Here is a 16580-nt window from a genome sequence, read left to right on the forward strand (position 1 = left end):
TCTCTAAGTCTTCGCGATCAGAAGGTCAGGCCGCCGCTGCGGGCGCCGTCGGCCAGGGCCGCGATGCGGCCGTGGTACTTGTTGCCGGCCCGGTCGAACACGACGTCCGAGACGCCGGCCGAGGTGGCCCGCTCGGCGACGAGCTCGCCGACCTTCTTGGCCTTCGCGGTCTTGTCGCCGTCGAAGCCGCGCAGGTCCGCCTCCATGGTGGACGCCGACGCGAGGGTCTTGCCCACCAGGTCGTCGACGACCTGGACGGTGATGTGCTTCGACGAGCGGGTGACCACCAGCCGCGGCCGGTCGGCGGTGCCGTTGACCTTCTTGCGGCCCCGGACCTGGCGACGCAGGCGCGACTTGGTGCGCGCCGCGGTGTGCTTGTTGTTCGAAAGCGAGATCGCCATGGTCACTTACCAGCCTTTCCGACCTTGCGGCGGATGTGCTCACCCGCGTAGCGAACGCCCTTGCCCTTGTACGGCTCGGGCTTGCGCAGCTTGCGGATGTTGGCGGCGACCTCACCGACGAGCTGCTTGTCGATGCCCTGGACGCCGAGCTTGGTCGGGCCCTCCACCGTGAAGGTGATGCCCTCGGGGGCGTTGAAGGTGATCGAGTGCGAGTAGCCGAGCTGGAACTCCAGCTGGGTCGGACCCTTCGACAGGACGCGGTAGCCCACGCCCACGATCTCGAGCTTCTTCTCGTAGCCCTCGGTCACGCCGACGACCATGTTGTTGACCAGGGTCCGGGTCAGGCCGTGCAGGGCCTTGCTGTCCCGGTGGTCGTCAGGCCGCCTGACGTCGAGGACGCCGTCGTTCTTCTCGATGGTGATCGGCGCGGCCACGGTGTGGGTCAGGGTGCCCTTGGGGCCCTTGACGGTCACCAGCGCGCCGTCGATCGCGACGTCCACGCTCGACGGGACCGCGATCGGAAGCTTGCCAATGCGCGACATGCTCTTCTACTCCTTCGCAGTTCTCGTCGTCACCAGACGTAGGCGAGGACTTCCCCACCCACGCCCTTCTGGTTGGCCTGGCGGTCGGTCAGCAGGCCCTGGCTCGTCGAGATGATCGCGACACCCAGGCCGCCGAGCACCTTCGGGAGGCCCGTGTGCTTGGCGTAGACCCGCAGGCCCGGCTTGCTGATCCGGCGGACGCCCGCGATGGAGCGCTCCCGGTTGCGGCCGTACTTGAGGGTGATGGTCAGCGTCTTGCCGACCTCGCCCTCGGCCGGGTCCTTCACGTCGAAGGAGGTGATGTAGCCCTCCTGCCGAAGGATCTCCGCGACGCCGGCCTTCAGCTTGCTGTAGGGCATCGACACCGCGTCGTGGTACGCCTGGTTGGCGTTGCGCAGACGGGTCAGCATGTCTGCGATCGGGTCAGTCATCGTCATGATGGGTTCTTTCTCGCCGTGGTTTCGACCGTGCTCCGCGACTGCAGGGCGGGACGGCCGACCTTCAACGTGCTAGAGGTGATTACCAGGAGGACTTGGTGACGCCGGGCAGCTCGCCGCGGTGCGCCATCTCCCGCAGGCAGATGCGGCACAGGCCGAACTTGCGGTAGACGGCCTTCGGACGGCCGCAGCGCTGGCACCGGGTGTAGCCGCGCACCACGAACTTCGGCTTGCGAGCGGCCTTGACCTTCAGAGCGGTCTTCGCCATGTCAGTTGCTCTCCTTGAACGGGAATCCGAGCTGCTTGAGCAGCGCGCGACCCTGCTCGTCGTTGGTGGCAGTGGTGACGATCGTGATGTCCATGCCGCGGGACCGGTCGACCTTGTCCTGGTTGATCTCGTGGAACATGACCTGCTCGGTGAGACCGAAGGTGTAGTTGCCACGCCCGTCGAACTGGTTCGGGTTCAGGCCTCGGAAGTCGCGGATCCGGGGCAGCGCCAACGACAGCAGGCGGTCCAGGAACTCCCACATCCGGTCGCCGCGCAGCGTCGCGTGCGCACCGATCGGCATGCCCTCACGCAACTTGAACTGCGCGATGGACTTGCGGGCCTTGGTCACGAGCGGCTTCTGACCGGTGATCGCGGTGAGGTCGCGCACCGCGCCCTCGATCAGCTTCGAGTCACGGGCCGCCTCGCCGACGCCCATGTTGACCACGATCTTGGTCAGGCCGGGCACCTGCATGACGTTCTGGATCTCGAACTCCGCCTTGAGCGCGGGGAGGATCTCCTCGCGGTAGCGGGTCTTCAGGCGCGGAGGGACCGCAGCCGAGGCCGACGTGGTCTCGTTCAGTGTCTCGGTCATCAGATTTCCTTGCCGGTCTTGCGCGAGATGCGGACGCTGCGCTCGGCCTGGTAGGTCGAGCCGTCCGGCCGACGCTTGGTGACCTCGTCGCGGCGGAAGCCGATCCGGGTGACGCCGTCGCCCTCGACCAGCATCACGTTGGAGACGTGGATCGGGGCCTCGGTGGTGATGATGCCGCCGGTGTTGCCGGCCCGGCCGCCCTGGTTGACGGCCTTGGTGTGCCGCTTGACGCGGTTGACACCCTCGACGATCACCCGCTGCTCCTCACGGAGCACCTGGATGACCTTGCCCTCGGCACCCTTGTCCTTGCCGGCGATCACCTTCACGGTGTCGCCCTTCTTGATGTTCACACTGTTCTTGCCCATGAGTCAGAGCACCTCCGGTGCCAGCGAGATGATCTTCATGAACTTCTTCTCGCGCAGCTCGCGGCCCACGGGGCCGAAGATGCGGGTGCCTCGCGGCTCGCCGTCCGACTTGAGGATGACGGCGGCGTTCTCGTCGAAGCGGATGTAGGAACCGTCGGGGCGGCGACGCTCCTTGACGGTGCGCACGATCACGGCCTTGACCACGTCACCCTTCTTCACGTTGCCACCGGGGATCGCGTCCTTCACGGTGGCGACGATGACGTCGCCGATGCCGGCGTAGCGGCGACCCGAGCCACCGAGAACACGGATGCAGAGGATCTCCTTCGCACCGGTGTTGTCGGCGACCTTGAGTCGCGACTCCTGCTGAATCATTTCTTCTCCTGGTTGTCGTGCCGGTTCTCATCGCCTCAGCGGGCAGTGAGCCTGGCCGAACGGGTGGATTACTTGGCGCGCTCGAGGATCTCGACGACGCGCCAACGCTTGGTGGCCGACAGCGGGCGGGTCTCCATGAGGAGCACGCGGTCGCCGATGCCGCACTCGTTCTTCTCGTCGTGCGCCTTCAGCTTGCTGGTGCGCCGCATGACCTTGCCGTACAGCGCGTGCTTGACGCGGTCCTCGACGGACACGACCACGGTCTTGTCCATCTTGTCGCTGACGACCAGGCCCTCCCGGACCTTGCGGGCATTCCGCTCACCAGCGTTCGCCGGAGCCTGCTCGCTCATGCGTCACCATCCTCGTTGTCCTGACCCGGCGTCGGCCGGATGCCGAGCTCGCGCTCGCGCACCACGGTGTAGATCCGGGCGATGTCCTTCTTGACCGTGCGGAGCCGGCCGTGGCTCTCCAGCTGGCCGGTGGCCGCCTGGAAGCGGAGGTTGAACAGCTCCTCCTTGGCCTCGCGCAGCTTCGACTCGAGGTCCACGGCGTTCAGCTCGTCGAGCTCGTGAGCCTTGGTCGCCATCAGAATTCACCTGCCTCACGGGAGACGAAGCGGCACTTCATCGGGAGCTTGTGCATCGCGCGGCGCATCGCCTCGCGAGCGGTTCCCTCATCCACACCGGAGAGTTCGAACATGACCCGACCCGGCTTCACGTTCGCGACCCACCACTCGGGCGAGCCCTTGCCGGAGCCCATCCGAGTCTCGGCGGGCTTCTTGGTGAGCGGGCGGTCCGGGTAGATGTTGATCCAGACCTTGCCGCCACGCTTGATGTGACGGGTCATCGCGATACGAGCCGACTCGATCTGGCGGTTGGTCACGTAGTGACCCTCGACCGCCTGGATGCCGAAGTCGCCGAAGGCGAGACGGGTGCCGCCCTTGGCCGCACCGGTCCGCTTCGGGTGGTGCTGCTTGCGGTGCTTGACACGACGGGGCATCAACATGGGTCAGCCCTCCTGCGGTGCTGCGTCGTTCGAGGCGGGAGCCGGGGCGGCAGCCTCGGCGGGGGCCTCGGCGGGTGCGCCGCCGGCGCGGTCCGCGCGCGACGGACGGTCGCCGCGCGAGCCCCGGTTCGGACGGTCGCCGCCCCGCGAGGGGCGACCGCTGCGACCGGGGACGCCCGCGCGGGCGGCGGCCTGGGCCTGACGCTCGGCACGGGTGCCGGCGACCTCGCCCTTGTAGATCCAGACCTTGACGCCGATCCGGCCGAAGGTCGTGCGGGCCTCGTAGAAGCCGTAGTCGATGTCGGCGCGGAGGGTGTGCAGCGGTACCCGGCCCTCGCGGTAGAACTCGGTGCGCGACATCTCGGCGCCGTTGAGGCGGCCGGAGCACTGGATCCGGATGCCCTTGGCACCGGAGCGCATCGAGGTCTGCATCGCCTTGCGCATGGCGCGCCGGAACTGCACGCGGCCCGACAGCTGCTCGGCCACGCCCTGGGCGACCAGCTGCGCGTCGATCTCGGGGTTCTTGACCTCGAGGATGTTCAGCTGGACCTGCTTGCCGGTGAGCTTCTCGAGCTCGCCGCGGATCCGGTCGGCCTCGGCGCCACGGCGACCGATGACGATGCCCGGACGCGCGGTGTGGATGTCCACCCGGACGCGGTCACGGGTTCGCTCGATCTCGACCTTCGCGATGCCGGCCCGCTCCATGCCCTTGGAGAGCAGCTTGCGGATGGCGACGTCCTCGCCGACGTACGACTTGTACAGCTTGTCGGCGTACCAACGGCTCTTGTGGTCCGTCGAGATGCCCAGACGGAAGCCGTTCGGGTTGATCTTCTGGCCCATCAGGCACTCTTCCTCTTCTTGGCGGTCGCCTTCTGCTCCACCACGTCGGCCGGCTGGACGACCAGGGTGATGTGGCTGGTGCGCTTGTTGATGCGGGTCGCACGACCCTGCGCACGCGGACGCCACCGCTTCATGGTCGGACCCTCGTCGACCTGCGCGATGGAGATGACCAGGTCGTTCGCGTCGAGGCCCTCGGTGGTCTCGGCGTTCGCGACGGCGCTCTCCAGCACCTTCAGGACGGTCTCGGAGGCGGCCTGCGGCGCGAACTGCAGCAGCGACTGCGCGTCCTCGACGGGCAGACCGCGGACCATGTCGACGACACGGCGGGCCTTCATCGGGGTGATCCGCGTGTAGCGGGCGCTGGCGAACGCACCCGGCTGGTCGCCGAGCAGCGACTCGCGGCGCGCGCTGACGCGCTGGCGGTCTCCTGCGCTCATCGCCGGCGTCCCTTCCTGTCTTCCTTGACGTGCCCGCGGTAGGTGCGGGTGGGAGCGAACTCCCCGAGCTTGTGGCCGACCATCGAGTCGGTCACGAAGACCGGCACGTGCTTGCGACCGTCGTGGACGGCGATCGTGTGGCCGATCATGTCCGGCACGATCATCGAGCGGCGCGACCAGGTCTTGATGACGTTGTGGGTGCCCTTCTCGTTCTCCGCGTCCACCTTCTTCTGCAGGTGGTCGTCGACGAAGGGGCCCTTCTTCAGGCTGCGAGGCATGTCAGTTACTTCCTACCCTTGCCGGACTTGCGACGGCGGATGATCTGGGAGTCGGAGGCCTTGCGCTTGCGCGTACGACCCTCGGGCTTGCCCCAGGGCGAGACCGGGTGGCGACCACCGGAGGTCTTGCCCTCACCACCACCGTGCGGGTGGTCGACCGGGTTCATGACGACACCACGGACGGTCGGGCGCTTGCCCTTCCACCGCATCCGGCCGGCCTTGCCCCAGTTGATGTTCGACTGCTCGGCGTTGCCGACCTCGCCGACCGTGGCGCGGCAGCGCACGTCGACGAAGCGCATCTCGCCGGACGGCATGCGCAGCGTCGCGCGACTTCCCTCACGGGCGACCAGCTGGGCGGAGATGCCGGCCGAACGGGCGATCTTCGCGCCGCCACCCGGCCGCAGCTCCACGCAGTGGATGGTCGTGCCGACCGGGATGTTGCGCAGCGGCAGGTTGTTGCCGGGCTTGATGTCGGCGTTCGGCCCCGACTCCACGCGCGTGCCCTGCGTCAGGTCCTTCGGCGCGATGATGTAGCGCTTCTCGCCGTCGGCGTAGTGCAGCAGCGCGATGCGCGCGGTGCGGTTGGGGTCGTACTCGATGTGCGCGACCTTGGCCGGGACGCCGTCCTTGTCGTAGCGACGGAAGTCGATGATGCGGTAGGCGCGCTTGTGACCGCCACCCTGGTGCCGGGTGGTGATCCGGCCCTGGTTGTTGCGGCCGCCCTTCTTGGGCAGCGGACGCGTCAGCGACTTCTCCGGAGTGGTCCGGGTGATCTCGACGAAGTCGGCGACCGACGCGCCCCGGCGACCCGGGGTGGTCGGCTTGTACTTGCGGATTGCCATGTCTCTTCAGTCCTCTAGTCCGCGCCGGTCAGGAGACCGGGCCTCCGAAGATGTCGATCCGGTGGCCCTCGGCGAGGCTGACGATCGCGCGCTTGGTGTCCTTGCGCTTGCCCAGGCCGTTGCGGGTCCGCCGGGTCTTGCCCGGCCGGTTGAGCGTGTTGACCGACGTCACCTTGACGTTGAACACCTTCTCGACCGCGATCTTGATCTCGGTCTTGTTCGCGTCGGGGTGCACCAGGAAGGTGTACTTGTTCGCGTCGAGCAGGCCGTAGCTCTTCTCGGACACGACCGGTGCGAGCAGGATGTCGCGGTGGTCCTTGTGCAGGGTGCTCACTTCGCAGCCTCCTCGGTCTTGTTCACGAAGGCGTCGAACGCACCCTGGGTGAAGACGACGTCGTCGGCGGCCAGCACGTCGTAGGTGTTGAGCTGGTCGACGGCCACGATGTGCACCTCGGGCGCGTTGCGCAGCGAGAGCCAGGTGACCGAGTCGGTGCGCTCCAGCACCACGAGGAAGTTGCTGCGCTCCGAGACGGTCGACAGCGCGGCCAGCGCGGCCTTGGTCGACGGCACCTCGGCGGCGATCAGCGACTCGACGACGTGGATCCGGTCGTTGCGGGCCCGGTCGGAGAGGGCACCGCGCAGGGCGGCCGCCTTCATCTTCTTGGGCGTGCGCTGGTCGTACTTGCGCGGCTGCGGGCCGTGGACGGTGCCACCGCCGGCGAACTGCGGGGCGCGGGTCGAGCCCTGGCGGGCGCGGCCGGTGCCCTTCTGCTTGTAGGGCTTGCGGCCACCGCCGCGGACCTCGCCGCGGGTCTTGGTGGCGTGGGTGCCCTGGCGGGCGGCGGCCTGCTGGGCCACGACGACCTGGTGGATCAGCGGGACGTTGACCTCGACGTCGAAGATCTCGGCGGGCAGGTCGACCTTCGCCTTCTTCACGCTAGCCATGCTCAGACCTCCTTGCCAGAAGTGAGGGAGTTCTTGGCGGCCGAGCGGAGGACCACGAGGCTGCCCTTGGGGCCGGGGACGGCGCCCTTGAGCAGGACCAGGCCCTTCTCGACGTCGACCGCGTGGACGGTGACGTTCTGGGTGGTGACCGTGTCGGAGCCCATCCGGCCCGCCATCCGCACACCCTTGAACACACGGCCGGGGGTGGCGCAGGCGCCGATCGAGCCCGGCTTGCGGTGGTTGCGGTGCGCACCGTGCGACGCGGAGACACCGGCGAAGCCGTGCCGCTTCATCGTGCCGGCGAAGCCCTTGCCCTTGCTGGTGCCGGTCACGTCGATCTCCTCGCCGGCGGCGAAGGTGTCGACGGGCAGCTCCTGGCCGACCGTGAACTCGGTCGCGAGGGCGGTGCGGATCTCGACCAGGTGGCGACGCGGCGTGGTGCCCGCCTTGGCGAACTGGCCGGCCTGCGGCTTGGTCACCTTGCGACCGTCGATCTCGCCGTAGCCGACCTGGATGGCGTTGTAGCCGTCGGTGTCGGGCGTGCGGACCAGCGTGACGACGTTCGCGCCGGCGTCGATCACGGTCACGGGGACGACGCGGTTGTTCTCGTCCCAGACCTGGGTCATGCCGAGCTTGGTGCCCAGCAGGCCCTTCACATTGCGTTCGAAAGTACTCATGTTCTCGACCTCAGAGCTTGATCTCGATGTCGACGCCGGCGGGCAGGTCGAGCCGCATGAGCGAGTCGACGGTCTTCGGCGTGGGGTCGATGATGTCGATGAGGCGCTTGTGGGTGCGCATCTCGAAGTGCTCGCGGGAGTCCTTGTACTTGTGGGGCGAGCGGATGACGCAGTACACGTTCTTCTCGGTCGGCAGCGGCACCGGGCCGGCGACCTTGGCACCCGTACGGGTGACGGTGTCCACGATCTTGCGCGCCGAGGTGTCGATCACCTCGTGGTCATAGGCCTTGAGCCTGATGCGGATCTTCTGTCCCGCCATAGGTCTCTCTCGTCCTCACTGGTTCTGTGCCGCGTGCGTGTTCCGGAACGTCCTCGGGCTTGAGTAGGTCCCGCCCGTGCTCCCCACCGCTCCTGCTCCGACCCCCGCGGTCGGGCGTGTCGCGCTGTTGAGGCACAACACGAGACCGGGTCTCGCATTCGTTTTGTTGGTGGCGCCCGACGGTTTCGTCGAGCAGATCGGGTCTCCAGGTTCGGTGCGGCCACACACGCAGACCACTGAGCTATCCCTGAGGAGACGCGATTCAGAAGTCAAGATGTGCAGTGCACCCCGGCAACCCGCCGAAGCAACCGGACTATCTTGGCAGAAGATCCCGCACCAAGCCAATTCGCCGGCCCCTCGCTCCGAGCCTGCGAGGAGGGAGGGCCCAGCCGGCGAGGTTGAGGAGCGTCGACGGGGGCCGCGCGCCAGCGCGGGACCCGTGACGCGTCTCGAAACCCGGCGACTCGGCTATCGTCCAGCCATGGGCGACGAGAACACGTTCTACTTCCCGCCTCCGGGCCAGGTCCCCACCGTACCGGTGGTCGTGTGGGGCACCGGGAACATGGGCCGCGCGGCGATCCGCGCCGTGGCCGCCCACCCGGGCCTGGGGCTGGCCGGCGTGGTGACCTCCTCCCCCGCCAAGGCCGGCCACGACGCCGGGGAGCTGGCCGGCCTCGACCGGGCGCTCGGCGTACTCGCCACCACGGAGGCGGGTGCCGCGCTGGGCGCGCTCGACGGTGCCGGCGCCGTCGCCTACATGGCCTCGGGCGATCTGCGGCCCGAGGCCGCGCTCGCCGACGTCGCCCGCTGCCTGAGCGGCGGCGCGGTCGTGGTGACCCCGGCGCTCTACGCCCTCTACGACCCGCGGCACGCGCCCGCCGAGCTCACCGCGCCCCTGCTGGCCGCGGCCCGGTCGGGGTCGAGCGCGCTCTTCGCCAGCGGAGTCGACCCGGGCTGGGGCAACGACGTGCTGCCGGTCCTGCTCAGCGCCGTGGCGGGGACCCTCGACAAGGTCCGCTGCCAGGAGATCTTCGACTACTCGACCTACGACCAGCCCGACTCGGTGCGGCACCTCGTCGGCATGGGCGAGCCGATGGACCAGGTGCCGCCGATGGTGGCGGCCGGCGTCCCGACGATGGTCTGGGGCGGTCAGGTGCGGATGATCGCGCGGGCGCTCGGGGTGCCGCTCGACGAGATCCGCGAGACCGTCGACCGGCGGGCGCTCGACGCCGACGCGACCAACGCGATGGGGCTCTTCGAGGCCGGGACCCAGGGCGCGCTGCGCTTCGAGGTGCAGGGCGTCGTTGCGGGGGTGCCGCGGATCGTCGTCGAGCACGTCACCCGGATCGACCCCGGCTGCGCCCCGGACTGGCCGGTGCCGCCCGACGGCGGCGCGGGCGCGCACCGCGTGGTCATCGAGGGCCGACCTCGCATCGAGCTGAGCCTGGAGGCCACCGACGAGGGCGGCAACCGGGCCGCCGGGGGCAATGCGACGGCCGCGAACCGACTCGTCAACGCGATCCCGTGGTTGACCAGCGCCGCGCCCGGTCTGTACGACGGGCTCGACGTACCCCTCACGCCGGCGAGCGGCCGCATCGCCGGAACCGGAAGGAGCACAGCATGATCGTCGACCTGCCCGAGGACAAGGACCCGATCCTCTACGTGTGGGGCGAGATGGTGCCGGGGATCGGCATCCCCGCCTCGGCGTTCGCCACCAGCGTCTACGAGCACACGACACTCGGGCTGCGGGAGTTCGAGGCCGCGCGGCTGCGGATCGCGCAGATCAACGGCTGCCTCTTCTGCCAGGACTGGCGCACCGAGCGCGACGGCGTCCGCGTCGAGGACACCTTCGCCGACGCCGTCACCCACTGGCGGACCACCGGCGACTTCGACGACCGGACCCGGCTGGCGGCGGAGTACGCCGAGCGGTACGCCGTCGACCACCACGGGCTGGACGACGGGTTCTGGACCCGGATGAAGGCCCACTACAGCGACCGCGAGATCGTCGAGCTCTCGATGTGCCTCGGCTCGTGGCTGGCCTTCGGCCGCCTCAACCACGTGCTCGGACTAGACGCGGCCTGCGTGCTGCCCAGCAACGCGGTCCCGCAGCAGGGCGGCCACTGACAGGATGGGCCCATGTCGGGCAGCCCGTGGTACCCGTCGCCGGGCGGCCCCGGCGACCCACCCCCGCCGGGGTGGCAGCCGCCATCGGAGTCCCCTCCGCCGCTCTGGGGCCCCGCTCCCGGCGGTCCCCCGCCGGCCGGGCCGCCCGGTGGCTCCCCCGGCTGGGCGCCGGGGATGCTCGGTGCCGCGCACAAGCCCGGCGCGATGCCGCTGCGACCGCTCGGACTCGGTGACCTGTACGACGCGGCGTTCCGGATCATCCGCTTCAACCCGCGGGCGACCGTCGGCTCCTCGGTGCTGGTCGCCGCGGTCGCGATGGCGCTGCCGGTGCTGGTCACCGCCGTGGTCACGCTGGCCGTCGGCCTGTCCGCCGAGTCGTCGGGCGGCGACACCGCCGACGAGCTCGGCAGCCTGACCGCGCTCGGGGCGCTCGGGCTCGGATCGGCGCTCCAGTACGTCGGGCTGATCTTCGTGACCGGGATGATCGCCCACGTCACCGCGGCCGCGGCGATCGGCCGGCGGCTCACGCTCGGCGAGGCCTGGGCGGCCACCCGGGGCAGCCGCTGGCGGCTGGTCGGGATCACCGTGCTGATCGGGCTGCTCTGGCTGGTCCTCCTGCTCGGGTACGTCCTGATGTCGGTCGTCGTCCTGGTGGCCACGTCGTCCTGGGAGCTCCCGCTCGCCTGGTTCGTCGTGACCGGGCCGGCGGTGGTCGCGCTCGGCTGCTGGCTGTGGATCCGGCTCACCTACCTCGCCGTACCGGCGCTGATGGTCGAGCGGACCGGCGTGTTCGCCGGCCTCGGCCGCGCCTACGCGCTGACCCGGCGCCAGTTCTGGCGCACGTTCGGCATCGGCCTGCTGACGCTGGTGGTCACCTCGGTCGCCGCACAGATCCTGACCGTGCCGTTCGCGATCGTCGGCTCGGTGCTCAGCGTCGCGATCAGCGATCCCGAGGTCGCCCTCCTGCTCATGGTGGTGGTCAACGCACTCGGCACGGTCGTCTCGACCGCCTTCGTCGCACCGTTAACGGCCGCGGTGGCCTCGCTGCAGTACCTCGACCAGCGGATCCGCAAGGAGGCCTACGACATCGAGCTGATGACGCAGGCGGGGATCACCGCACCGTGAGCCGCGCGCTGGCCCTGCTCGCGGAGCCGCCGCTCGACCCGTCCGGGGACGAGGCGCGGTCGCTGCTCGGACGCGAGCTGCTGCATCCGGAGTACCACGAGCGCAACGTGCTCGAGCGGCTCCTGGACTGGCTCGACCGGCTGCTCGGCGGCACGATCGACGCCGCGGCCGACGCGCCGCCGCTGTCGACGTTCCTGGCGATCGCGGCGTTCCTGGCGCTCGGCCTCGCGCTCGCCTGGCTGGTCTCGCGTGCCCGTCGGGCACCGCGGGCGGCGATCGGGCCGGGCCCCGTCGTCGCGGACCGGACGCTCACGGCCGCCCAACTGCGCGCCGCGGCCCAGCACGCGCTCGCCGCGGGGCGCCCGGCCGACGCGCTGGTCGACGGCTTCCGCGCGCTGACCGTGCGACAGGTCGAGCGCGGCCGGCTCGACGACCGGCCCGGGGCGACCGCGCACGAGGTGGCGGTGGCCCTCGCCGCGGCGTACCCCGACCTGGGCGCCCGGGTCGAGGGCAGCGCGACCCGGTTCGACGCCGTGCTCTACGGCGGGCGTCCCGCCACCCCGGAGCAGGCCGTCGAGGTGCTCGCGCTCGACGACGCCCTCTCGGGGGTACGCCGATGAGCAGGCACCGGGCGACACTCGCGATCGGCGTCGGACTGGTCGCCGCCGTCGTGGTCGTGCTGCTGATCGGAGGCGGCGGACACCGGTCCGGCTTCCTCGACCCGGACAACCCCGACCCCGCCGGCGGGCGCGCGCTGGCGCGGGTGCTCGAGGATCAGGGGGTCGACGTCACCGTCGCCCGCGACGCGGACCACCTGGAGCGCACCGAGACCGGGCCGGACACCACCGTCGTCGTCACCTCGACCGACCGACTCGGGACGAGCACCGCCGAACGGCTGCTCGACCACGCGGGCGGGGCCCGCGTGGTGCTCGTCGAGGCCGAGCCCGGCCTGGCCGACGTGCTCGGTGTGCCGGCGCCGACCCGGATCGCGCCCGACCGCGCGATCGTTGCCGACTGCGCCGACCCGGCGTACGCCGACCTCGCCGTCGCCGTCGACCTGGCGCTCGCCTACCCCGGCCCGGGCTGCTTCCCGACCGGCGACGGCGCCGCGCTGCTGGCGGAGCCGCGGCCGGGCCTGGTGCTGCTCGGTGCGGGCCACGCGCTGAGCAACGACCAGGTGCTGCGCGCCGACAACGCCGCCCTCGCCCTGCGGCTGCTCGGCGGGTCGGACCGGCTGGTCTGGTACGTGCCCTCGCTCGAGGACCTCCGCGCCGGCGACGGCGTCAGCCTCTCGTCGCTGCTGCCCGACTGGCTGCGCCCGGGGCTGCTGCTGGTCGCCGTCGCGACCCTCGCCCTGCTGCTGTGGCGGTCGCGCCGGCTCGGCCCGCTCGCGGTCGAGCCGCTGCCGGTGACGGTCAAGGCGATCGAGACCACCCGCAGCCGGGGCCGGCTCTACCGCAGGGCCGGCGACCGGGCGCACGCCGCCGAGGTGCTGCGGGCCGCGGCCCGGGTGCGCACCGCCGAGCGGCTGCGCCTCGGCTCGGGGCCCGATCCGGTCGCGCTCGTGCGCGACCTCGCGCGGCACACCGGCCGCCCCCAGGCGGAGATCGACGCCCTCCTCGGACCGCACGCCCCGCCACCCGCCACCGACCACGACCTGATCACGCTGGCCGACCGGCTGGCCGAGCTCGACAGAGAGGTACGCCGCCCATGAGCGAGTCCCCCACCCCCGCGAGCGGTGCCGAGGCGCGCGATCGGCTGGCCGCCGTCCGCACCGAGGTCGCCAAGGCCGTCGTCGGCCAGGACGCCGCCGTCTCGGGCCTGCTGGTCGCGCTGCTCTGCGGCGGTCACGTGCTGATGGAGGGAGTGCCCGGGGTCGCGAAGACGCTGCTGGTGCGCACCCTGGCCGGTGCCCTGTCCGTCGACACCCGGCGGGTGCAGTTCACCCCCGACCTGATGCCCGGCGACATCACCGGGTCGATGGTCATCGACAGTCGGCAGGGTGAGCTGTCCTTCCGCGAGGGGCCGATCTTCACCAACCTGCTGCTCGCCGACGAGATCAACCGGACCCCGCCGAAGACCCAGTCCGCGCTCCTCGAGGCGATGGAGGAGGGCCAGGTGTCCGTCGACGGCGTCTCGCGGCCGCTGCCGCGGCCCTTCCTGGTCGCGGCGACCCAGAACCCGGTCGAGTACGAAGGGACCTACCCGCTGCCCGAGGCCCAGCTCGACCGGTTCCTGCTCAAGGTGGTGCTGCCGGTGCCCGACCGGGCCGCCGAGCTGGAGATCCTGCGCCGGCACGCGAACGGCTTCGACCCGCGCGACGTGGCCGGCGCCGGCGTACGGCCGGTGGCGGACGCCGCCGACATCACGGCCGGCCGGGCCGCGGTCGACCGGGTGCAGGTCAGCCCCGACGTGGCCGGCTACATCGTCGACATCGCCCGGGCGACCCGCGAGTCGCCGTCGCTCAGCCTGGGCGTCAGCCCCCGCGGCGCGACCGCGCTGCTGCGGTCGGCGCGCGCGTGGGCCTGGCTGACCGGACGCGACTTCGTGACCCCGGACGACGTGAAAGCGCTCGCCCACGCCACGCTCGTGCACCGGCTCGGGCTGCGTCCCGAGGCCGAGCTCGAGGGTGTCCAGGTCGCCCAGGTGCTCGCGTCGGCGCTCGCCTCCGTCCCGGTGCCGCGGTAGGACCCGAGCCATGGCGATCTCCGGACGCGTCCCGCTGCTGCTCCTGCTGGGGGTGGTGGCGGTGCTGCTGCGACCGGAGACCAGCACCACCTGGCTGTGGACGCTCGCCGTCGGCCTGCTGGTGGGGCTCGACGTGCTGCTCGCACCCGCCCCGTCGTCGCTGTCGCTGGAGCGCCGGCCGGTCGGCTCGGTGCGGCTCGGCGACCCGGCCACCAGCGTGCTGGTCGCCACCAACGACTCGCGTCGCCGGCTGCGCGGCGTCGTCCGCGACTCCTGGCAGCCGACCGCCGGCGCGCGCGCCAACCGGCACCGCATCGCGCTCGGCCCCGGCGACCGGGTGCCGCTGCCGACGCCGCTGCTGCCCCGCCGCCGGGGCGACCTGCGCGCGCTCGGTGTCACCGTCCGGCTCCAGGGTCCGCTCGGCCTCGCGTCGCGGCAGGCCACCCGGCCGCTCGACGGCACGGTGCGGGCCCTGCCGCCCTTCGAGTCGCGCAAGCACCTGCCGAGCCGGCTGGCCCGGCTGCGCGATCTCGACGGCCGGGCCGCGGTGCGGGTGCGCGGCCAGGGCACGGAGTTCGACTCGCTGCGGGAGTACGTGCGCGGCGACGACGTCCGTGCCATCGACTGGCGGGCCAGCGCCCGCAGCCGCAACGTGGTGGTGCGGACCTGGCAGCCCGAGCGCGACCGCCGCGTCGTACTGGTGCTCGACACCTCGCGTACGTCGGCCGGCCGGATCGGCGACGTACCCCGGCTCGACTCCGCGATGGACGCCGCGCTGCTGCTGGCGTCGCTCGCCTCGCGCGCCGGCGACCGGGTCGACGTCGTGGCCGGCGACCGGCGGGTGCGCAGCCGGCTCCGCTTCGCCGGGGCGCGCGACATCGCCGCGCGGCTCCAGGAGGCGATGGCCGACGTCGAGCCGGTGATCGCCGAGGCCGACTGGGACGCCCTGGCCGGCGCCGTGACCGGCCTCGGCCGGCAGCGGGCACTGCTGGTGCTGCTCACGCCCCTCGAGCCGGCGGCCGTCGAGGAAGGCCTGCTGCCCGTGCTGCCCACCCTGACCCGCCACCACCGGGTGGTGCTCGCGTCGGTGCGCGACCCCGAGCTCGAGCGCCTCGCGGCGGACCGCGCCGGCCTCGACGAGGTCTACGACGCCGCGGCCGCCGAGCGGGCCATCGGCCGCCGCCGGCACACCGCCGGCCTCCTCCGTGCCCTCGGCGTCGACGTCCTCGACGCCGACGACCTACCGCCCGTGCTCGCCGACCACTACCTGTCGCTCAAGGCGCGCGGCCTCCTCTGAACGGTTGAGTCAGGCCTGGGTGGCGACCCGGTCCTCGAGCAGTACGGCGTCGAGGTCTCCGGTCTCACCGCGCCAGGTGGCCTGTCGACCGAGCACGAAGACGTAGGCGAAGAAGACCGCCTCGGCCAGGATCCCGATGCCGACCCGGGCCCAGGTGGGCAGTCCGGACGGGGTCACGAAGGCCTCGATGACCCCGCTGACCAGGAGCACCGCGACCAGGCCGAGGGCGACGGTGCCGGCGGTGCGGCCCTCGCGGGCCAGCGACTGCGTGCGGGTGAGCTCACCCGGCTCCACCCACGACCAGAACAGCTTCAGGCCCATGCCGCCGGCCACGAAGACGGCGGTGAGCTCCAGCAGGCCGTGCGGAAGGATCAGTCCCCAGAAGTGCCCGGCGTGGTCGTGGCGGATCATGATCGAGCCGATGATCGCCAGGTTGGCGATGTTCTGGAAGAGCAGCCAGACCACCGGCAGCCCGAGTACGCCGAGCGCGATGCAGAGCGCCGAGACCCACGCGTTGTTGACCCAGACCTGCGCGGCGAAGTGACTCGCGGCGTACTCGCTGTAGTAGTCCTCGAAGTCGTGGCTGACCAGCTGCTCGACGTCCTCGGGCGAGAGCAGGCTCTGCTCGACGTCGGGGTGCCCGAGCAGCCAGAGGATCATCACGCCGGTGACCACGACGTTGGCCGCGAGCGTGCCGAGCCACCACCAGCGCAGCCGGTAGAGCGCGCCGGGGAAGCGGCCGACGAAGAACCGCCGGACCCCGGCCCAGGTGCCGGTGCGGGTGCCGGCCGCCCGGTTGCGCGCCCGCGACAGCAGCGAGGATAGGTAGGCGATCAGCGTCGCGTCCGGCGCGGAGGTGCGCACCACCGAGAGATGGGTGGCCACCTGCTGGTAGCGCTCGACCAGCTCGTCGGCCTCGGGACCCGACAGCCGGCGCCGCCGGGTGAGCTCCTCCAGCCGACGCCACTCGGCGAGGTGCGCCGCGACGTACGCGTCGAGGTCCATGCCCGGAGCCTAGACTCACCG

At 71.3% G+C, this 16580-nt stretch carries 26 protein-coding genes; 7 read left to right on the forward strand and 19 right to left on the reverse strand.

The window, feature by feature from the left end:
• Nucleotides 1-17 precede the first annotated feature (17 nt).
• The 18 genes from rplR to rpsJ form a co-directional block, all read right to left on the reverse strand.
• A complete protein-coding gene (gene rplR / locus FHU40_RS09030; protein WP_183591864.1) occupies nucleotides 18-401 on the reverse strand; it encodes a 50S ribosomal protein L18 in 384 nt (127 codons plus the stop codon).
• A 2-nt stretch (nucleotides 402-403) separates the two neighbouring features.
• Nucleotides 404-943, reverse strand: a complete 540-nt coding sequence (rplF, locus tag FHU40_RS09035; RefSeq protein ID WP_183591865.1) for a 50S ribosomal protein L6 — start codon at nucleotides 941-943, stop codon at nucleotides 404-406.
• A gap of 29 nt (nucleotides 944-972) precedes the next feature.
• Nucleotides 973-1380 carry a 30S ribosomal protein S8 gene (gene rpsH, locus FHU40_RS09040; protein ID WP_183591866.1) on the reverse strand — a complete coding sequence of 136 codons (408 nt, stop codon included), beginning with the start codon at nucleotides 1378-1380 and terminating at the stop codon, nucleotides 973-975.
• Between the two features lie 82 nt (nucleotides 1381-1462).
• Complete coding sequence (locus FHU40_RS09045) at nucleotides 1463-1648, reverse strand: type Z 30S ribosomal protein S14 (RefSeq protein WP_183591867.1); 186 nt, start codon at nucleotides 1646-1648, stop codon at nucleotides 1463-1465.
• A 1-nt stretch (nucleotide 1649) separates the two neighbouring features.
• Nucleotides 1650-2240, reverse strand: coding sequence for a 50S ribosomal protein L5 (gene rplE, locus FHU40_RS09050; protein WP_183591868.1), 591 nt, complete (start codon nucleotides 2238-2240; stop codon nucleotides 1650-1652).
• Nucleotides 2240-2605: a 50S ribosomal protein L24 gene (rplX, locus tag FHU40_RS09055; protein ID WP_215525270.1), complete on the reverse strand. Its 366-nt coding sequence runs from the start codon at nucleotides 2603-2605 to the stop codon at nucleotides 2240-2242. Before rplX ends, rplE begins: the two co-directional genes overlap by 1 nt.
• Nucleotides 2606-2608: 3 nt before the next feature.
• Nucleotides 2609-2977 carry a 50S ribosomal protein L14 gene (gene rplN, locus FHU40_RS09060; RefSeq protein WP_157341741.1) on the reverse strand — a complete coding sequence of 123 codons (369 nt, stop codon included), beginning with the start codon at nucleotides 2975-2977 and terminating at the stop codon, nucleotides 2609-2611.
• A gap of 68 nt (nucleotides 2978-3045) precedes the next feature.
• A complete protein-coding gene (gene rpsQ, locus FHU40_RS09065) occupies nucleotides 3046-3327 on the reverse strand; it encodes a 30S ribosomal protein S17 (RefSeq protein ID WP_183591869.1) in 282 nt (93 codons plus the stop codon).
• Nucleotides 3324-3563, reverse strand: coding sequence for a 50S ribosomal protein L29 (gene rpmC / locus FHU40_RS09070; RefSeq protein ID WP_183591870.1), 240 nt, complete (start codon nucleotides 3561-3563; stop codon nucleotides 3324-3326). The genes rpsQ and rpmC overlap by 4 nt, the downstream gene beginning before the upstream one ends.
• Complete coding sequence (gene rplP / locus FHU40_RS09075; protein ID WP_183591871.1) at nucleotides 3563-3982, reverse strand: 50S ribosomal protein L16; 420 nt, start codon at nucleotides 3980-3982, stop codon at nucleotides 3563-3565. The genes rpmC and rplP overlap by 1 nt, the downstream gene beginning before the upstream one ends.
• A gap of 3 nt (nucleotides 3983-3985) precedes the next feature.
• Nucleotides 3986-4822: a 30S ribosomal protein S3 gene (gene rpsC, locus FHU40_RS09080; RefSeq protein WP_183591872.1), complete on the reverse strand. Its 837-nt coding sequence runs from the start codon at nucleotides 4820-4822 to the stop codon at nucleotides 3986-3988.
• Nucleotides 4822-5259, reverse strand: coding sequence for a 50S ribosomal protein L22 (gene rplV, locus FHU40_RS09085; RefSeq protein WP_183591873.1), 438 nt, complete (start codon nucleotides 5257-5259; stop codon nucleotides 4822-4824). The genes rpsC and rplV overlap by 1 nt, the downstream gene beginning before the upstream one ends.
• Nucleotides 5256-5537 (reverse strand): 30S ribosomal protein S19, encoded by a 282-nt coding sequence (gene rpsS, locus FHU40_RS09090; protein ID WP_183591874.1) that lies wholly within the window; start codon nucleotides 5535-5537, stop codon nucleotides 5256-5258. Before rpsS ends, rplV begins: the two co-directional genes overlap by 4 nt.
• A 5-nt stretch (nucleotides 5538-5542) precedes the next feature.
• The gene (gene rplB / locus FHU40_RS09095; protein ID WP_183591875.1) at nucleotides 5543-6379 is read right to left on the reverse strand and encodes a 50S ribosomal protein L2; all 837 of its coding nucleotides are present in this window, start codon (nucleotides 6377-6379) and stop codon (nucleotides 5543-5545) included.
• A gap of 28 nt (nucleotides 6380-6407) precedes the next feature.
• Nucleotides 6408-6713 carry a 50S ribosomal protein L23 gene (gene rplW, locus FHU40_RS09100; RefSeq protein ID WP_183591876.1) on the reverse strand — a complete coding sequence of 102 codons (306 nt, stop codon included), beginning with the start codon at nucleotides 6711-6713 and terminating at the stop codon, nucleotides 6408-6410.
• Complete coding sequence (gene rplD / locus FHU40_RS09105; protein WP_183591877.1) at nucleotides 6710-7324, reverse strand: 50S ribosomal protein L4; 615 nt, start codon at nucleotides 7322-7324, stop codon at nucleotides 6710-6712. The genes rplW and rplD overlap by 4 nt, the downstream gene beginning before the upstream one ends.
• A gap of 2 nt (nucleotides 7325-7326) precedes the next feature.
• Nucleotides 7327-8001 (reverse strand): 50S ribosomal protein L3, encoded by a 675-nt coding sequence (rplC, locus tag FHU40_RS09110; RefSeq protein ID WP_183591878.1) that lies wholly within the window; start codon nucleotides 7999-8001, stop codon nucleotides 7327-7329.
• Between the two features lie 10 nt (nucleotides 8002-8011).
• Nucleotides 8012-8320: a 30S ribosomal protein S10 gene (gene rpsJ, locus FHU40_RS09115; RefSeq protein ID WP_008360994.1), complete on the reverse strand. Its 309-nt coding sequence runs from the start codon at nucleotides 8318-8320 to the stop codon at nucleotides 8012-8014.
• A gap of 481 nt (nucleotides 8321-8801) precedes the next feature.
• On the opposite strand from rpsJ, the gene FHU40_RS09120 reads away from it, so the two are divergent.
• From FHU40_RS09120 to FHU40_RS09150, 7 genes are read left to right on the forward strand one after another with little or no spacing between them, the layout of a single operon-like run.
• Nucleotides 8802-9944: an NAD(P)H-dependent amine dehydrogenase family protein gene (locus tag FHU40_RS09120; protein ID WP_183591879.1), complete on the forward strand. Its 1143-nt coding sequence runs from the start codon at nucleotides 8802-8804 to the stop codon at nucleotides 9942-9944.
• A complete protein-coding gene (locus FHU40_RS09125) occupies nucleotides 9941-10444 on the forward strand; it encodes a carboxymuconolactone decarboxylase family protein (RefSeq protein ID WP_183591880.1) in 504 nt (167 codons plus the stop codon). The genes FHU40_RS09120 and FHU40_RS09125 overlap by 4 nt, the downstream gene beginning before the upstream one ends.
• Before the next feature lie 12 nt (nucleotides 10445-10456).
• Complete coding sequence (locus FHU40_RS09130; protein ID WP_183591881.1) at nucleotides 10457-11569, forward strand: hypothetical protein; 1113 nt, start codon at nucleotides 10457-10459, stop codon at nucleotides 11567-11569.
• Entirely contained in the window at nucleotides 11566-12189 is a 624-nt protein-coding gene (locus FHU40_RS29420) for a DUF4129 domain-containing protein (RefSeq protein ID WP_183591882.1), read from the forward strand. The genes FHU40_RS09130 and FHU40_RS29420 overlap by 4 nt, the downstream gene beginning before the upstream one ends.
• On the forward strand, nucleotides 12186-13283 hold the full coding sequence (locus FHU40_RS09140) for a DUF4350 domain-containing protein (protein WP_183591883.1): 1098 nt from the start codon (nucleotides 12186-12188) through the stop codon (nucleotides 13281-13283). Before FHU40_RS29420 ends, FHU40_RS09140 begins: the two co-directional genes overlap by 4 nt.
• A complete protein-coding gene (locus tag FHU40_RS09145; protein ID WP_183591884.1) occupies nucleotides 13280-14257 on the forward strand; it encodes an AAA family ATPase in 978 nt (325 codons plus the stop codon). Before FHU40_RS09140 ends, FHU40_RS09145 begins: the two co-directional genes overlap by 4 nt.
• A gap of 10 nt (nucleotides 14258-14267) precedes the next feature.
• Nucleotides 14268-15554 (forward strand): DUF58 domain-containing protein, encoded by a 1287-nt coding sequence (locus tag FHU40_RS09150; protein WP_183591885.1) that lies wholly within the window; start codon nucleotides 14268-14270, stop codon nucleotides 15552-15554.
• A gap of 9 nt (nucleotides 15555-15563) precedes the next feature.
• On the opposite strand, the gene FHU40_RS09155 is transcribed toward FHU40_RS09150, so the two are convergent.
• Nucleotides 15564-16559 (reverse strand): stage II sporulation protein M, encoded by a 996-nt coding sequence (locus tag FHU40_RS09155; protein WP_183591886.1) that lies wholly within the window; start codon nucleotides 16557-16559, stop codon nucleotides 15564-15566.
• Nucleotides 16560-16580: the final 21 nt, after the last annotated feature.

The organism is Nocardioides soli, assembly GCF_014191495.1.
Classification (GTDB): domain Bacteria; phylum Actinomycetota; class Actinomycetes; order Propionibacteriales; family Nocardioidaceae; genus Nocardioides; species Nocardioides soli.

What these genes read in the sequence shown, in the direction of transcription:
- FHU40_RS09130 (WP_183591881.1), top strand. Translation starts at nt 10,457, where the DNA reads ATGTCGGGCAGCCCGTGGTACCCGTCGCCGGGCGGCCCCGGCGACCCA.
- rpsH (WP_183591866.1), bottom strand. Translation starts at nt 1,380, where the DNA reads ATGACGATGACTGACCCGATCGCAGACATGCTGACCCGTCTGCGCAAC.
- rplC (WP_183591878.1), bottom strand. Translation starts at nt 8,001, where the DNA reads ATGAGTACTTTCGAACGCAATGTGAAGGGCCTGCTGGGCACCAAGCTC.
- FHU40_RS09125 (WP_183591880.1), top strand. Translation starts at nt 9,941, where the DNA reads ATGATCGTCGACCTGCCCGAGGACAAGGACCCGATCCTCTACGTGTGG.
- rpmC (WP_183591870.1), bottom strand. Translation starts at nt 3,563, where the DNA reads ATGGCGACCAAGGCTCACGAGCTCGACGAGCTGAACGCCGTGGACCTC.
- rplR (WP_183591864.1), bottom strand. Translation starts at nt 401, where the DNA reads ATGGCGATCTCGCTTTCGAACAACAAGCACACCGCGGCGCGCACCAAG.
- rplB (WP_183591875.1), bottom strand. Translation starts at nt 6,379, where the DNA reads ATGGCAATCCGCAAGTACAAGCCGACCACCCCGGGTCGCCGGGGCGCG.
- rpsJ (WP_008360994.1), bottom strand. Translation starts at nt 8,320, where the DNA reads ATGGCGGGACAGAAGATCCGCATCAGGCTCAAGGCCTATGACCACGAG.
- FHU40_RS09155 (WP_183591886.1), bottom strand. Translation starts at nt 16,559, where the DNA reads ATGGACCTCGACGCGTACGTCGCGGCGCACCTCGCCGAGTGGCGTCGG.
- rplD (WP_183591877.1), bottom strand. Translation starts at nt 7,324, where the DNA reads ATGGCTAGCGTGAAGAAGGCGAAGGTCGACCTGCCCGCCGAGATCTTC.
- rpsS (WP_183591874.1), bottom strand. Translation starts at nt 5,537, where the DNA reads ATGCCTCGCAGCCTGAAGAAGGGCCCCTTCGTCGACGACCACCTGCAG.
- FHU40_RS09145 (WP_183591884.1), top strand. Translation starts at nt 13,280, where the DNA reads ATGAGCGAGTCCCCCACCCCCGCGAGCGGTGCCGAGGCGCGCGATCGG.
- FHU40_RS09150 (WP_183591885.1), top strand. Translation starts at nt 14,268, where the DNA reads ATGGCGATCTCCGGACGCGTCCCGCTGCTGCTCCTGCTGGGGGTGGTG.
- rplE (WP_183591868.1), bottom strand. Translation starts at nt 2,240, where the DNA reads ATGACCGAGACACTGAACGAGACCACGTCGGCCTCGGCTGCGGTCCCT.
- rpsQ (WP_183591869.1), bottom strand. Translation starts at nt 3,327, where the DNA reads ATGAGCGAGCAGGCTCCGGCGAACGCTGGTGAGCGGAATGCCCGCAAG.
- rplP (WP_183591871.1), bottom strand. Translation starts at nt 3,982, where the DNA reads ATGTTGATGCCCCGTCGTGTCAAGCACCGCAAGCAGCACCACCCGAAG.
- rplF (WP_183591865.1), bottom strand. Translation starts at nt 943, where the DNA reads ATGTCGCGCATTGGCAAGCTTCCGATCGCGGTCCCGTCGAGCGTGGAC.
- rpsC (WP_183591872.1), bottom strand. Translation starts at nt 4,822, where the DNA reads ATGGGCCAGAAGATCAACCCGAACGGCTTCCGTCTGGGCATCTCGACG.
- FHU40_RS09140 (WP_183591883.1), top strand. Translation starts at nt 12,186, where the DNA reads ATGAGCAGGCACCGGGCGACACTCGCGATCGGCGTCGGACTGGTCGCC.
- rplX (WP_215525270.1), bottom strand. Translation starts at nt 2,605, where the DNA reads ATGGGCAAGAACAGTGTGAACATCAAGAAGGGCGACACCGTGAAGGTG.
- FHU40_RS09045 (WP_183591867.1), bottom strand. Translation starts at nt 1,648, where the DNA reads ATGGCGAAGACCGCTCTGAAGGTCAAGGCCGCTCGCAAGCCGAAGTTC.
- FHU40_RS09120 (WP_183591879.1), top strand. Translation starts at nt 8,802, where the DNA reads ATGGGCGACGAGAACACGTTCTACTTCCCGCCTCCGGGCCAGGTCCCC.
- rplN (WP_157341741.1), bottom strand. Translation starts at nt 2,977, where the DNA reads ATGATTCAGCAGGAGTCGCGACTCAAGGTCGCCGACAACACCGGTGCG.
- rplV (WP_183591873.1), bottom strand. Translation starts at nt 5,259, where the DNA reads ATGAGCGCAGGAGACCGCCAGCGCGTCAGCGCGCGCCGCGAGTCGCTG.